The organism is Paenibacillus sp. NRS-1781, assembly GCF_050467745.1.
Taxonomy (GTDB): domain Bacteria; phylum Bacillota; class Bacilli; order Paenibacillales; family Paenibacillaceae; genus Paenibacillus; species Paenibacillus terrae_A.
The window spans coordinates 16,945-31,861 of the sequence record NZ_JBITPI010000076.1 but is presented as its reverse complement, the minus strand read 5'-3'; the positions used below and the strand labels follow the sequence as shown (position 1 = coordinate 31,861).

The 14,917-nt window shown below is 45.8% G+C and carries 11 protein-coding genes, 1 pseudogene and 2 riboswitches; of the genes and pseudogenes, 5 read left to right on the top strand and 7 right to left on the bottom strand.

What is annotated here, in order from left to right; genetic code table 11:
- Positions 1-88 precede the first annotated feature (88 nt).
- Positions 89-1,129: a LacI family DNA-binding transcriptional regulator gene (locus tag ACIFO6_RS22860; RefSeq protein WP_430044210.1), complete on the top strand. Its 1,041-nt coding sequence runs from the start codon at positions 89-91 to the stop codon at positions 1,127-1,129.
- Positions 1,130-1,387: 258 nt separating this feature from the next.
- Here ACIFO6_RS22860 and glpK read toward each other — a convergent pair whose 3' ends face one another.
- The 6 genes and pseudogenes from glpK to ACIFO6_RS22830 all read right to left on the bottom strand — a co-directional run bounded on the left by glpK (position 1,388) and on the right by ACIFO6_RS22830 (position 8,276).
- A complete protein-coding gene (gene glpK / locus ACIFO6_RS22855; RefSeq protein ID WP_430044207.1) occupies positions 1,388-2,881 on the bottom strand; it encodes a glycerol kinase GlpK in 1,494 nt (497 codons plus the stop codon).
- A gap of 30 nt (positions 2,882-2,911) precedes the next feature.
- Positions 2,912-3,242: pseudogene (locus ACIFO6_RS22850) on the bottom strand (aquaporin).
- Between the two features lie 97 nt (positions 3,243-3,339).
- On the bottom strand, positions 3,340-4,758 hold the full coding sequence (locus ACIFO6_RS22845; protein WP_430044205.1) for an alanine/glycine:cation symporter family protein: 1,419 nt from the start codon (positions 4,756-4,758) through the stop codon (positions 3,340-3,342).
- Positions 4,759-4,917: 159 nt separating this feature from the next.
- Positions 4,918-5,012, bottom strand: a riboswitch (glycine riboswitch).
- Between the two features lie 17 nt (positions 5,013-5,029).
- Positions 5,030-5,106, bottom strand: a riboswitch (glycine riboswitch).
- 190 nt (positions 5,107-5,296) lie between these two features.
- Positions 5,297-6,754 carry a glycoside hydrolase family 1 protein gene (locus ACIFO6_RS22840; RefSeq protein ID WP_430044203.1) on the bottom strand — a complete coding sequence of 486 codons (1,458 nt, stop codon included), beginning with the start codon at positions 6,752-6,754 and terminating at the stop codon, positions 5,297-5,299.
- Positions 6,755-6,782: 28 nt separating this feature from the next.
- Positions 6,783-7,772: a Gfo/Idh/MocA family protein gene (locus tag ACIFO6_RS22835; RefSeq protein ID WP_430044201.1), complete on the bottom strand. Its 990-nt coding sequence runs from the start codon at positions 7,770-7,772 to the stop codon at positions 6,783-6,785.
- Between the two features lie 30 nt (positions 7,773-7,802).
- Positions 7,803-8,276, bottom strand: coding sequence for a Gfo/Idh/MocA family oxidoreductase (locus tag ACIFO6_RS22830; protein WP_430044199.1), 474 nt, complete (start codon positions 8,274-8,276; stop codon positions 7,803-7,805).
- A 127-nt stretch (positions 8,277-8,403) separates the two neighbouring features.
- Between ACIFO6_RS22830 and ACIFO6_RS22825 the strand changes: the two genes are divergently transcribed.
- The 4 genes from ACIFO6_RS22825 (at position 8,404) to ACIFO6_RS22810 (ending at position 13,322) form a co-directional block, all read left to right on the top strand.
- On the top strand, positions 8,404-9,375 hold the full coding sequence (locus tag ACIFO6_RS22825) for a LacI family DNA-binding transcriptional regulator (RefSeq protein WP_430044197.1): 972 nt from the start codon (positions 8,404-8,406) through the stop codon (positions 9,373-9,375).
- Positions 9,376-9,605: 230 nt separating this feature from the next.
- Entirely contained in the window at positions 9,606-10,454 is an 849-nt protein-coding gene (gene licT / locus ACIFO6_RS22820) for a BglG family transcription antiterminator LicT (RefSeq protein WP_430044195.1), read from the top strand.
- Positions 10,455-10,706: 252 nt separating this feature from the next.
- Positions 10,707-12,563 carry a beta-glucoside-specific PTS transporter subunit IIABC gene (locus ACIFO6_RS22815; RefSeq protein WP_430044193.1) on the top strand — a complete coding sequence of 619 codons (1,857 nt, stop codon included), beginning with the start codon at positions 10,707-10,709 and terminating at the stop codon, positions 12,561-12,563.
- Positions 12,564-12,806: 243 nt separating this feature from the next.
- Complete coding sequence (locus ACIFO6_RS22810) at positions 12,807-13,322, top strand: thioredoxin family protein (RefSeq protein ID WP_430044191.1); 516 nt, start codon at positions 12,807-12,809, stop codon at positions 13,320-13,322.
- 210 nt (positions 13,323-13,532) lie between these two features.
- On the opposite strand, the gene ACIFO6_RS22805 is transcribed toward ACIFO6_RS22810, so the two are convergent.
- Entirely contained in the window at positions 13,533-14,882 is a 1,350-nt protein-coding gene (locus tag ACIFO6_RS22805) for a sugar phosphate nucleotidyltransferase (RefSeq protein WP_430044190.1), read from the bottom strand.
- Between the last annotated feature and the right edge of the window lie 35 nt (positions 14,883-14,917).

Sequence of the window (14,917 nt, the reverse complement as noted above, 5' to 3'; positions counted from 1 at the left end):
CTCTATAAGGTAGCATAGAATACGAGTAATCATTAGATTTAGAATACAAGGTCAATTCAACTAAACCAGTTTAGTTTTGGAGGATTTCATGAATATAAAAACAATAGCAAATATGGCAGGCGTTTCTGTAGCAACGGTTTCGAAAATTATAAATAATTACACGGATATCAGTGAGGAAACCCGGCAGCGGGTGCTTAAAATTATGGAGGAAACAGGCTACAGACCCTCCTCCTCGGCTAAAACGCTTGCTACCAAAAAATCAAATGTGGTAGGCGTTATATTCGCTGGCAAGCTGAATGTCGATTTTAGCCATCCTTTTTTTGTAGATATCATTAATGTCTTCAAAAAACAGATTGGCTTGCTCGGTTACGACCTGCTGTTTTTTTCGAATGAAAAATTTCTGGACAATGGAGAGGACTATTTGGCTCGTTCAAAATATTTTTCAGTGGACGGGTGCATTATTATTGCCGGAGATGAAGTGGAGAAGAGCGTTTTTGATCTCGATGCCAGCCCCATTCCCTGCATCGGTGTCGATATTGAACTAACCGGAGCCAGTTCCTGCTATATTATGTCCGATAATCAAAAGATCTCAATGAAGGTTGTTGAGCATTTTTACATGAATGGCTACCGCGATATGGGTTTTATAGGCATCGAACGCCCCTCCCTGGTGATTAAGGAGAGAGAAGAAGCCTTTATTGCTTCACTAAAACGGTTTAGTCTTGATGTCAGACCCGAATGGATCGTGTATGCTAAGGACTACGCGGCGGAAGATGGATACCAGATTGCGAAGGCGTGGATACAGCAAGGAAATTTGCCAAGGGCTATTTTTGCGGCTACCGACCTGCTTGCCTTTGGTGCCATCCGTGCTTTCAAGGAAAGCGGCTTGAGGGTACCCGAGGATATTGCTGTGGTGGGATGTGATGATATAGAAGCCTGTCGCTACACCGATCCTCCACTGACCACTGTAAAACAAGATAAACAAAAAATAGGCCGACTAGCTGCTATGGTGCTATTTGACCTGATGAATAAACAAATGGAAACGAAATGTATTAAAGTAGAACCGGAGCTAGTCATTCGCAGTTCCTGCGGAGCGATGCAAAATTGGAACCATACGATGGTTCAGGGCTAGCATATCCATGCGTATCTCAAAGAGTGCGTCAGCTTTCTATAACTCTTTAGCAAAAAAGGGAGTCACCATCGTGTTACATGCCTGTGCCCCGTAAGATGGACACTTTGAGAGAAAGTATCCATCTTACGGGGCATTTAAGTTTTATTTAGAGTAAACAACAGTGGTGGAGCGGATAAAATATAACGCCCTATTCAACTGTCTTACATGTAACCGAAAAAGACATTGCGTTGCTCCAGAAGAGACCCTTCATTTAAGCTGTTACTTGTAGGCCATCGTCGCGTTCACGGCCTTTTTCCAGCCCTCATACAAGCTGCTGCGCGTTTCTTCATCCATAGCGGGGGCAAAAGATCGCTCCACCCTCACACGCTTGCGCAGTTCATCCATGCTCTTCCAATATCCAATCGCCAAGCCTGCCAGACATGCGGCTCCCAGTGCCGTCGTCTCATGGATCACAGGCCGCTCTACTGTGGCATCCAGAATATCGCTCTGGAATTGCATCAGAAAATTGTTCAGCACGGCTCCCCCATCCACTCGCAACGTCTTCACGGCAATGCCGGAGTCAATTTCCATCGCGGCAAGCACGTCTTTCGTCTGGTAAGCAAGTGCCTCCAGTGTTGCACGAATAAAATGTTCTTTCGTGGTACCCCGTGTCAGGCCAAACATCGCTCCACGCACCTCACTATCCCAGTACGGACTGCCCAGTCCGACAAAAGCAGGTACCAGATACACCCCTTCCGAAGAGGACACGCGGGCTGCATAGGCTTCGCTGTCTTTGGCTTCACGGAACATGCGCAGACCGTCACGAAGCCACTGGATCGCCGAGCCCGCTACAAAGACACTCCCCTCCAGCGCATATTGCACCTTGCCTTCCTCCAGCCCCCAAGCGATGGTTGTAATGAGTCCGTGCTTGGATTCCACGGGTTGATCGCCCGTGTTCATCAGCATGAAGCAACCTGTGCCGTAAGTACTTTTGATCATCCCTTTTTCGTAACAAGCCTGACCAAATAGAGCCGCCTGCTGGTCACCTGCTGCGCCAGCAATCGGTATATTTTGACCAAAGAAATGATAATCCACGGTGTGCGCGTATACCTCGGAAGAAGGCCGTACCTCAGGCAGCATGTTTTTTGGCACACCTAGAATGTCCAATAGCTCTTCGTCCCACTTTAGCTCATAAATATTATACATCAGCGTTCTGGCTGCGTTGGAATAGTCGGTCACATGCGCCTTGCCGCCGGACAGCTTCCAGATTAGCCACGAATCAATCGTACCGAACAGCAAGTCGCCTCGTTCCGCCTTTTCGCGCGCACCTTCTACATGGTCCAGTATCCACTTCACTTTTGTGCCAGAGAAATACGGGTCAATCAACAGCCCTGTTTTACTGTGGAATAGCTCTTCATGCCCTTGCTGCTTCAGTTCTTCGCAGATTTCCGAGGTTTGGCGTGACTGCCATACAAGTACGTTATACACAGGTAGTCCTGTATTTTTGTCCCACACCGCTACCGACTCACGCTGATTGGTAATGCCGATGGCGGCAATCTGCTTCGCTTTTACACCGGATTCGGATAGACAGGATGCAATGACCCCCAGAATGGAGCTCCAGATTTCATTCGCATTCTGTTCCACCCAGCCGGGATGAGGAAAGTATTGCGGAAACTCCCGCTGAGCCGAGTACACCACATCCCCTTTACTGTTGAACAAAATCGCTCTTGAGCTGGTTGTTCCCTGATCCAGTGACAAAATATATTTTTCCATCGTTAATCTCCCCCCTGTAATGAAACCATTTTATGCTGTCATTTTATGAGCTTTATCACTTTTATAAGTACGGCTGAAACGAAAGGTAACCATAAGCACTACTACAATCATACCCAGCACAATCCAAAAGCTGGAGTCATATTCCCTTTAAATACGATCTGGTAAAACAACCCTCGAAAGCGCCCCCAAACAATGACCCTACAATCGGCAGCAACCAATGCACAAGACGCGGCCCCAAATCTCTAGCCGGATTAATAGCATAACCTGTCGTCCCGCCCAAGGACAAGCCGATGCTGACAACCAGAAAACCCACAATGACTTTTAGCCGCCCGCCTTGCCGAAGCCCTTGGAATCCAGTCATAGCCCACAACAATAACATCAAAAGAGCTTGAATAAGACGATATTTACAGTAAAAAAAGAAGTGTCCTCCCAACCTGTAGTGGCTGAGGGACACTCCTTTATGAGTTGACTGTTTGTCCTTTTTCTTCTATGTCTATGGCTGCTCCGGCACTGGCACCGGCAAGCATTCCCTTTTTCTTGTTGGGGTACAGGGAATCCATATAGGTACGGGTCTCAGCAACTACAATTCCCGACAAGCCAAGCAGTGCAATCAAGTTCGGGAAGGCCATCATGGCGTTAAAGATATCTGCCAGCAGCCAAATGGCTTCCAGCTTGATGAACGCGCCTCCTGCTACCAGAGCGATGAATAGATAGCGATACGGTTTAATCCACTTGACCCCAAGCAAATATTCAACGCAGCGCTCCCCGTAGTAGTTCCAGCCAAGTATCGTTGTGAACGCAAATAAAATAAGGCTAATCGTCACGAGCTCTGCCCCAGCCGGAAAGGCACTGGAAAACGCATGCTGGGTCATCAGACCTCCATCATCATTTCCACTCCATATTCCTGTAACTAGCAACGTAAACCCTGTCAGATTACAAATAATCATCGTATCGATAAATACGCCTGTCATGGATATTAGCCCTTGCTCCGCAGGCCATTTGGTTTTGGCAGCTGCGGCTGCAATTGGTGCACTGCCCAGTCCGGCCTCATTGGCAAAAATACCTCTGGCTACCCCGCTTCGCATCGCCAGCATAATCGTGGCTCCGGCAAAACCACCAGTCGCGGATGTGGTCGAGAAAGCCCCTTGCAATACTAAAGCGATCGCATGAGGCAGCTCTCCTGCAAACTTAATGAGAACGATTAAACAAACTACGATATAGAGCCCCGACATGAATGGAACGATCTTTGTGGATACCTTGGCAATACTTTTGAGTCCTCCAATCGTTACAACAGCCGTTAACACGGAAATAACGATTGCTGTAACTACTGTTGGTATTCCAAAGCTACTTTCCGTAGAAGAAACGATAGCCTTTACTTGCGGAAAAGTACCGATTCCAAATAGCGCTACAAGAATACCAGAAAAGGCAAACAACATCGCCAGCGGCTTGAAACGGCGGCCAAGCCCTTTTTCAATATAATACATGGGTCCACCCGAAAATTGTCCGTTCCGGTCTTTAACACGGTATTTAACGGATAATAATCCTTCCGCGTATTTGGTTGCCATTCCGAAAAAAGCTGCAACCAACATCCAAAATAATGAGCCGGGTCCACCCAGTTTGATCGCAGTCGCAACGCCAACGATACTTCCTGTACCTACAGTAGCTGCGAGTGCTGTACTCAATGCTCCAAAGCTACTGACATCCCCGCTGCCTTCATCCGGCGCTTTACCAATTAGCTTGAGCGCCAGGGGCAATCGAACAACCTGAAGTAGCTTCAGACGGATCGTTAGCCACAACCCAGTGCCCATGACGAGAATTAGAAGCGGCGCTCCCCACATCCAGCTGTCAATCATTTCTAGCACATGTACCAAATTCATTTCAACCCGCTCCTCTAGCATATTAAAAAACAAAAAAGAGTCAAATCCGCTGATTCGACTCCTGGAGAGGTTAAAGGCACGAAAAAATACAACCATCTTGTGCAGGATTCAGCCACTAACAGCTCATAAAAAAGCCTAGGGCATCCCCTGTCACAGGTTATTCGCGTCTCTGTCCTTTTGCCTGAGAGTTTAAGCAGATGATATCTGCGGTGCACCTTCGGCGCCCAATTAAGGGTCTCTCCAGAGTTCTGTCCGTTTACGGTCCCGCTTGTTGCTGTAATCAGCCCAAGCACCTGAGAGTTTTGCCCCTTCGGTCGGAACTTACGTTCCATCTCCCGCAAACATCAACCAGACATATGAAATTGTTTTTATTATACAGAAAACTTTCAGCTTTTTACAAGTGAAAAATTTGTGAAGGTGTTTCGTTTTTTTAGGACGAGCCTATAAAATAAGGGCGGACTTGGCCGAATTCATCCTCATGATGTTCTCAGCCGCACCCACCCCCAGACCATATTGGGTTATATTCAGTTAACTTGGATTACAGTTCTTCTCCGTTAGTGACAATTACATTTTTGTACCAGTCAAAAGAGTCCTTCTTGGAGCGCTTCAGTGTTCCGTTACCGTCATCGTCCATATCAACATAAATAAATCCGTAACGCTTGGACATTTCGGAAGTAGACATACTCACAAGGTCGATAGGCCCCCAACTGGTGTAACCAATCAAATCCACACCGTCCGTAATCGCTTCCTTCATTTGGGCAATATGCTGGCGCAAATAATCAATGCGATACGTGTCGTGAATGGAGCCGTCTTCTTCCACCTTGTCATATGCACCCAAGCCGTTTTCCACGATGAACAGCGGCTTTTGATAGCGGTCATATAATGTGTTCAGCGTAACACGCAGGCCGATCGGATCAATCTGCCAGCCCCAGTCAGAGGATTGCAAATACGGATTTTTCACGCCTCCAATCAGGTTCCCCGCTGCCTTCTCACCTTCCGGACCTGCCGAGACAGTCAAGGTCATGTAATAGCTGAATGAGATGTAATCGACCGTGTTGTTTTTCAGAATCTCGGCATCGCCGGGTTCTGTGTGCAAAACAATATTATTTTCTTCAAAATAACGGTTCATATAATTTGAATATTCCCCACGGGCATGTACATCCGTAAAGAACAGATTCATCTGGTTTTCATGCTGACTTTTCAGCACATCCTCCGGGTTACACGTATGTGCATAGCTTTCCATACGAGCCAGCATACAGCCGATTTGAGAGCCAGGAATAATCTCATGTCCTCGTTTTGTCGCCAATGCGCTCGCCACAAACTGGTGATGCAGGGCTTGATAGATGGCTTGTTGCTTGTTATCTACACGGTCAATGACCACACCACCACCTGTGAACGGACTCATCGTCATCACATTGATCTCATTAAAAGTCAGCCAGTACTTCACTTTATCCTTATAACGTGTAAACACCGTTTCGGCATAATTGACGTAGTGTTGTACCACTTCACGACCAAGCCAGCCATTATATTTCTGTGTCAGACCTAGCGGTGTTTCGTAATGGGACAATGTCACCAGTGGCTCTATCCCATACTTACGCAGCTCGTCAAATACATTATCGTAAAATTGCAGTCCTGCTTCATTCGGCTCCGCATCATCACCATTTTGGAAAATCCGCGACCAGTTAATGGACATGCGGAATACCTTAAAGCCCATTTCCGCAAATAATGCGATATCTTCTTTGTAATGATGAAAAAAGTCCACACCTTCGCGCTTTGGAAAACGGGCATTTACCTTGCCAGCCAAAATGTCTTCAAGTCGCTCGGACGAAATCTCTATAGCATGATCGTTTGTGCGCTCTGCTTTGGGTACATAGGCAATTACGTCCGCACTGGACAATCCTTTTCCATCTACGTCAAAGGCGCCTTCCAATTGGTTGGCTGCGGTTGCCCCGCCCCACAGAAAGTTTTTCGGAAATCCTTTTAATATCTTAGTCATGGGATGAGAGCCTCTTTTCTTTTTTTAGTTATTTTTGTCCATCTTCAAAATAAATGTCATTTTGATAACGCAGCTCATTGCTGATCTTCTGAACCTCAATGCTCAATGACTTCAATTCTTCGTAGCGGTCCTTGTCCTTTTCGGCAATGATCCGATAAAACTCCTGAGCCTCGTAAAACATGAAATGATGCGTTTCCAGAGCACTTACAGTATCTGTTTCCTGAGTACGAACATCCAGAACTGTTACGTCCGTGATACCAGAGACACCACTGGAGATCATAGTGGCCTGGTCCCCGTAAATTTCAACACGGTTGGTGGTTACAGCATTTTTGGCCAGTTGGATCACCAGTGTAAAATCGGGATACGACAGTAGGATCGGGCCGCCCAAATCCACGCCATTCTCATGCTTTTTGGCACAGTACAGGCCTGATGTCGGGGCTCCGAGCAAATCAATGGCAAAATACAGCGAATACACACCCAAATCCATTAATGCACCCCCGCCATAAGACAGAGAAAAGATATTAGGAGTATCTCCTGACAGCAACTGATCATACCGGGAGGAAAATTGCATGGAGTACAAGGTGCCACCCTGGATATTGCCCACGCGCTTCAAGTTGTCCTTAAGGCACAAAAAATTAGGCTCATGGATATGACGAACCGCTTCCAGCAGGTAGCAGCCATTTCGGTTAGCCAACTCGTAAGCCTCCTGCAATTCCTGCTCTGTCAGGCTAATCGGTTTTTCGACAATCGCATGTTTGCCATGCTCCAAAAATAGACGCGCTTGCGCCATGTGCAAGGAATTGGGGGTAGCAATATAAATGGCATCCATATCGGATTGAGCCATTTCTTCCAAACTGTCATACAGCGTAATGTTTTCAAGCTGGCACTCGGCGGCAAAAGCTGCGCCTTTGTCCTTATTTCGAACAAAGAGTGCTGTAATTTCCCAGCCGCCAGCTTCTTTCACGGCTTTAACCCATTCTGTGCTGATCCACCCTGTTCCAATTATTCCAAGCTTCATATTAGCGTAACTCCTTTCTTGATAACGAACCTATCGCCGGAAATCAACGATGGACGGGGAAGGCTGCTTAAAGCCGTTTTCCAATATTTCGATTGTCAGCAAAATGTCCTCGTCCTTAACCAGCTTGGGTGCTCCGTGGACAATGGACTCGTACAACGAGTCATACAATTGCCCATAATCTCCTACTGGCGTAGCAAGTGTTTCCTCGATAGCTTCACTACTGCCGGGCGGCACGTATTTAAGTTTGCCATAGGAAGCGGGATTATCCAGTCCGAAACCTTTCATATCCGGGGTCTTGCCGGCTTTCAGCCAGGTTTCCTGCTGATCATCTCCCCATTTGACGAAGCTGCCCTTCGTGCCGTGAATAGTAAACTGCGGGTAAGGCAGGCACACCACCAGAGAAGTTTTTACAATCACTTTTTTGTCCGGGTAATATAATATAGTTTCATTGTAATCATCAGCGCCATGAGGAGTATATCGCAAGTATTGCCAGAATAATACCACAACATGAGGAACGTTTTTTTGAAATGCATCGACAGATGCTATAAACTAGACGTAATGCCCTCATAAGCATCCTAAACGTTGTAACGCGTATCATGTCAAATATTTTTCATATGTGAGGAGAAGCAGCATGTCGAATCTTGATCAAATTGCCAAACTGGCGGGCTTTTCCAAAGCTACGGTATCCAGAGTGTTAAACAAGTCCCCCCATGTGAGCCAGGAGACGAGAAGCAAGATTTTGAAAATCATGCAGGAGCTGGATTACGTTCCCAATCGGAACGCCGTTTCCTTATCCAAGGGTCAGACCCTTCAAATTGGCATCATCACTTCAACCATTAATGAAATTGTTCTCGCATTTCTGAACAGCTTTGTAGAGGTAGCGGCCCAGTACGAATTTCAAACGATTATTTATACTTCGGAAGAAGATAAGAAGAAAGAGCTTCAGGCCTTCGAAGATCTAAAAAGAAAAAGAGTTGATGCGCTGGTCATCATTTCCTGTGTAAATGATACCGATTTGTTAAGCACTTATTGCAAGTATGGCCCGATTGTGTCGTGGCAACGAATGGATCATACCGATATTCGCTCCGTCGCCATGGACCAGTACGAAGGGTACATGCTGGCGCTAAAACACTTGATACAAAAAGGCTATACTCGTATAGCCAATGCCTTTGGCCGCCCAAGCAGCATCAACACCCACAGCAGACAACGATCCTATGCGTATATCATGGAGCAGCATAATCTTCCTGTATTGCAGCATTGGAATCAATCTTCCATCTATAACATCCGTGATGGCGAACAGGTGGTGCGTGATTTGTTACAATATCGGGACGAATTCCCACAGGCTATTCTGTGCTCCAACGATTATGTGGCGGTTGGTATTTTCTGCGAAGCCCGCAGACAACTGCTGAGCGTGCCGGAAGATCTGGCGATCGTCGGGTTTGATAACACGGAGCTCTCGCATACGATGGGGATTACAACCGTTCAGAATCCAATTGAGGCTCAGGCACAAAATGCCTTTTACATGCTTTCCCCTCAGCTCCTAGGTCGCCAAATGGAACTGCACCACCTGCAATACAGCCTCATTGAACGCACAACTACATAGCGTAACGCTTACCTGGGGCTAGGCGAAATGACCTGTGTTTGTAATGTTTTTTGTCGAATAAGAATAAAATATGTTGAAATCGCTTTATATTGTGCTACAATAGCACTATATAAAGGATTGTGACCGGTAATGCGGGCAATGCCTGAGTTCAATTGAGTGCTATTGCTAACAATAGTGTTGAATTGTGCTTAGGCATTTTTTATTGCTAAAGGATGGGAGGAGGAACTTCAATGATTATTGAGAAAGTACTCAATAACAACGTCCTGTTGACTAAAAACGACAAAGGCAAAGAGGTCATCGTGATGGGAAGAGGCATTTCCTTCAAAAAGGTGGCTGGAGACCAAGTCGATGATGATAAAATAGATAAGATTTTCATGTTAAATGAAAACGAGTTCACGGCCAAGCTTACCGAGCTGCTAAACGATATTCCCGTATCTCATCTGGAGGTCGTGAATGAAATCGTAACCCATGCAATGGAAGTGCTCGATACGGAATTAAGCGATAATATTTATTTAACGCTGACCGATCATATTCATTTTGCGATACAGCGTCAAGAAAAAGGGCTCGCGCTCCAAAACGCGATGCTGTATGAGATTAAGCGCTTTTACAAGAAAGAATATGAGGTTGGGCTGGAAGCTTTGCGAAAAATTGAAAATACGCTTGGAGTGAAACTGGGCGAAGACGAAGCGGGCTTTATCGCATTGCATATGGTGAATGCTCGGATCGACGGTAACGAAATGAAGTCTACGCTGAAAATGACCGAGATTGTTCAACATATATTGAATATTATTACGTATCATTACGGTATTGTGCTGGATGAGTCCTCTTTTAGCTATTCGAGATTTTTGACGCATTTGCAATATTTTGCGATGCGGGTGATTCGTAAAGAGGTCATTCACAGTGGAGAAGAATTTTTGTACAACCAGGTAAAACAGACGTATACCGAAGCTTTCGCTTGTGCGCAAAAGATCAATGAATATCTGGAAAAAACATACGATCAATATTTAAGCAAGGACGAATATGTATATCTGACCATTCATATTCATCGAGTGACCGAGCGGAATAACATTGCCAAGTAACAAGTCGAATCATAAATCTGGCTAAAAACTTCATACCCTCATCGTTCATGGATTGTGACTGGTAAGGCAGGCAAAACCTAAACTGATGGTGAAATCGGCGTTTCCTCTATGGAGAGGGTGCGTTGTTTTTACCACGAGTTTAGGTTTTTCTTGTTTACAAGGTTAAAAAGATGCACGCCGGCGCATCTTAGCAACATGAAGTAAACAGAAAGTCCTATCCATAACAAGAATAACCCATAAGGAGTTCTGAACATGAGCGATAAAGAGCTATCCAGAAAAATAGTGACCCTCGTTGGCGGCGAAGAGAATGTCAATTCGGTATTCCATTGCGCTACACGCTTGAGATTTAAATTAAATGATCGTACCAAAGCAGACAAAGCTGCATTGGAGGCAACGCCCGGTGTCATTACGGTGGTTGAAAGCAGCGGCCAGTTTCAAGTTGTCATCGGCAACAATGTAGGTCAAGTATTTGAGCATATGATGGCAGAAACGAATTTGCAGGATGCCGAAAATGAAGGCGAGAAAAAGGAAGAGTCTTCCGAAAAAACGAACTTTCTTGGTAAAGCCGTCGATATCATTTCCAGCATTTTTTCGCCTCTCTTGGGCGCTCTTGCCGGAGCCGGTTTGCTCAAAGGGATTCTGGCATTAATTTTGTCACTCCATTGGATTAATGATAAAAGCGGTACGTATCTGATCCTAAGCGCTGCTTCGGACAGCGTATTTTATTTCCTGCCCGTATTTCTGGCTGTTACATCGTCCCGTAGATTTAAGACAAACACCTTTGTATCGGTCGCAATCGCCGGAGCTCTGGTCTATCCGGCGGTTATAGCGGCGGTGAGCAACCCGGAAAGATTGGCATTTCTGGGTATTCCGATCATTCTGATTAATTACAGTTCCAGTGTTATTCCAATTATTCTCGCAGTCTGGGTTCAGTCCTACGTGGAACGCTGGTTCAATTCCTTTATCCATCAATCGGTGAAAAATATTATCGTTCCGATGCTGGTTTTGCTGGTCGTTATTCCGTTGACATTCCTGGCCTTTGGTCCAATAGGTAACATGATCAGCCAAGGCTTGGCGAACGGCTTTACCTGGATATACAATTTAAGCCCGCTGGTCGCTGGTGCTATTGCCGGGGCGTTCTGGCAAGTGTTTGTTATTTTCGGCGTGCATTGGGGCTTCGTTCCGGTCATACTGTCGAATATTGCAACATTGGGTTATGACACGATGCTTCCGATGCTTACAGCAGCCGTACTTTCTCAGGCTGGTGCAACATTCGGCGTATTCCTGAAATCCCGAAATACTCAAATGAAGGCTTTGGCAGGTTCCTCTACGCTGGCGGCTGTTTTCGGGATTACAGAACCAACGATTTATGGAATAACTTTGAAATTGAAAAAGCCATTTATTTATGCTTGTATTTCCGGTGGTATTGGCGGGGCTATTATCGCTTCCGGCGGAGCGACTGCAAAATCCTTCTCACTGCCTAGTTTGCTGGCGTTGCCGACCTACTTCGGAGCAGGATTTTTGTGGGTTATCATCGGCTTAGTCGTTGCCTTTGTACTTGCAATGGTGCTAGTTATGGTATTGGGCTTTGATGATCCAAAAGAAGAAGCTGTCCAAGCAGCACCAACAGCTGAGAAGAAAGAAACTGTGATCGAGAAGGAAATTCTCGTAAGTCCACTGCAAGGTAAAGTGTTGCCACTCGAAGAATCTTCTGATGTCGCATTTGCCTCAGGGGCTATGGGTAAAGGAATTCTAATTGAACCTACAGAGGGCATACTGACTTCACCTGTAAACGGAACAATTACGACGGTATTTCCGACCGGACATGCTATCGGTATTACTTCCAATGACGGAGCAGAAATTTTGATCCACGTTGGCGTGAATACAGTGAAGCTGAAGGGACAATTTTTTGACAAGCGCGTAAAAGAAGGCGACATCGTTACTCAAGGACAACTGCTGCTCGAATTTGACATTGAGCAAATTAAAGCAGCAGGTTACCCGACGACTACGCCGATCATTGTGACGAATTCTGCTAAGTACCTGGATGTTCTGAAAACAGCAGAATCTGAAGTGAAACGTGAAGACTACTTGATGACAGTCGTTATCTAATCATGAATGAACACAGTAACATTGTCTTCACGTATAAAAGAAGCTTCCCTTGCGGGGAGCTTCTTTTGCGTTTCCTCCCACTACAGCTTATGTTTGCCCTCAGTCAAGTACTTTACAAATATATCCTTTTCATATTTATGTCATGATTCGTAGAAAAAAAGTAAATATGAGACAAGTATTACAGCGAAAAACGGAAAAATTGTTTATGGTGTGTATAAGACTGTTAAATAAAGGAGGATTTCTGTGAAAAAAGGATATATTATCGGTTTAAGCGTGATCGTGCTGCTCGTCATTGCTATCGCTATTTCGGCTGTGTTCAAGTTTCAGGATCTGGAGCAGGTTGTTCAGCAAAAAGACAAAGAGATTCAAGTGAGTAAAAGCAATTATCCCGAAATATACGATCATTTGAATGCAGTTACAGTTGATGGTTTTAAAAACCTGATCCAGCAGGATCAAAGTGTGTTTGTCTATGTTGGCAGACCGAGCTGCGGTGACTGCAACCGATTTGAGCCTAACTTTAATAAGATGATCGAGCAGTATGATCTGGGCTCCAAAATCACTTTTTTAAATGTTCACAAAATTCATAAGGACAAGCCTCAGTGGAATAAATTCAAAGAGGAATACAACATAAAGTATACCCCCACCATTGCGGAATTCAGACATGGCAAGCTGGTAGATAAAGTAGAATGGACACCTGAAGGGGACCTCAGTACGGATGTGGTAAAAGAATGGCTGATTTCCAAGAAACTGATTTTATAAGCATCGTCCTTTACCGTGTCTTACGGACAAGCTTCGATGCAGAAAAAGGTATTCACGCGTTCACCGCATGGATACCTTTTTGGAGAATTTTCAGATGATTTAAGGTTTTGAAGAAAAACAGTTCCTAACTCGCCTTCACTACCTTATGATAGCATCGTCTGTACCGGCTGGGTCCTATTATTATAGATTTACTTCATACGATATCTAGTGTTAAATGGAGTCGGGAAATTCGTATCTAATAATATCGGTTTCTGACACAATATGCCCCATTTGAGATTCGATGAACTCCAAATCCCCCTCGACAGCACCTATATAATGCTTCGTACCCGACTCTACGACGATAACCTCACCGGGGTTGACCGTTTGCGTAATTCCATCGATACAGACGCTTCCCACCCCTGACACAATAGTCCAAACCTCTTTACGGAACAGATGCTCATGATAACTGATAAATCTTCCAGCAGAGATGACTACCCGTTTGGTGACTGTCTGTAAGCCGCTGGTCGCTTGTTGGTGGGACAACACCGTTTGTTTCCCCCAAAAACGCTCCTCAAAGCGAGGGCCAATCTCAATTTCTGTCACCATATCCTTAATCCCGGTGGACGACTGTCGATCGGTCACCAGCACACCATCCGGTCCGGCAACGACGATGATGTCCGGGACATTCCATATGCTAACTGGAATCTCCAGTTCATTGATAATATGCGAATCATGAGAAGCTTCCGAAATATAGCCCGGGCCGCTCAGCTCCGAGCTCATTTCCCGCACCAGCGAATCCCACGTTCCTAAATCCCTCCACTCCCCATGATATGGAAGCACCGAAAGCTGACGGGTCTGCTCCACCACCGCAATATCGAAGCTGTTTTTGGGCAATTCTGCATAATTTGTCGAAAGAGATTCATAGTTCGATGATAGACCCTTTTGCTCCAGCGTGTCCAGTAAAAAACCAAGCCTGAAAGCAAACACACCGCAATTCCATAGTGCCCCCTCCCGGATCAGCGCCTCCGAACGGATCAGATCCGGCTTTTCCACAAATGAGCTAACCCTGAGATACGGCTGATTGGGGGAGGGAGATGACGAAGGAACAATATAGCCATATTTGTCAGAAGGCTCCGTTGGAACAGCTCCCATGAGTGCGATGTCACTCCCGGATTGCTCCAATATAGATGGGAGCCTGCGTAAATGCTCGAAAAACTCATCCCCCGCATATCCGTCCACCGGCATGACCCCTACAATCTCATCGCGTGACGCACCTGCCTTGTCATGTAAGTAGGCCGCAGCCAAGGAAATAGCCGGAAATGTATCCCGCCGGGTTGGCTCCTCAATTACCACAGCGTCCGCCCCAATTTGCCCACGGATCAGCTCAGCTTGAGTTCCACTCGTTGAAAAATAGGCCTCCCCTGCCAAATTTGCTTCAGATAACTGCCGCCAAATCCGTTGCAGCATACTTTCAGGTCGTTCGTCATGACGCAGAATGGTAAGAAACTGCTTGGGGCGACTCTCATTGGACAAAGGCCAGAGACGTTTACCAGAACCTCCAGATAATAAAATCATTCGCATTTATGCAACCTTCTTCCTCTAAATTAATAAACACA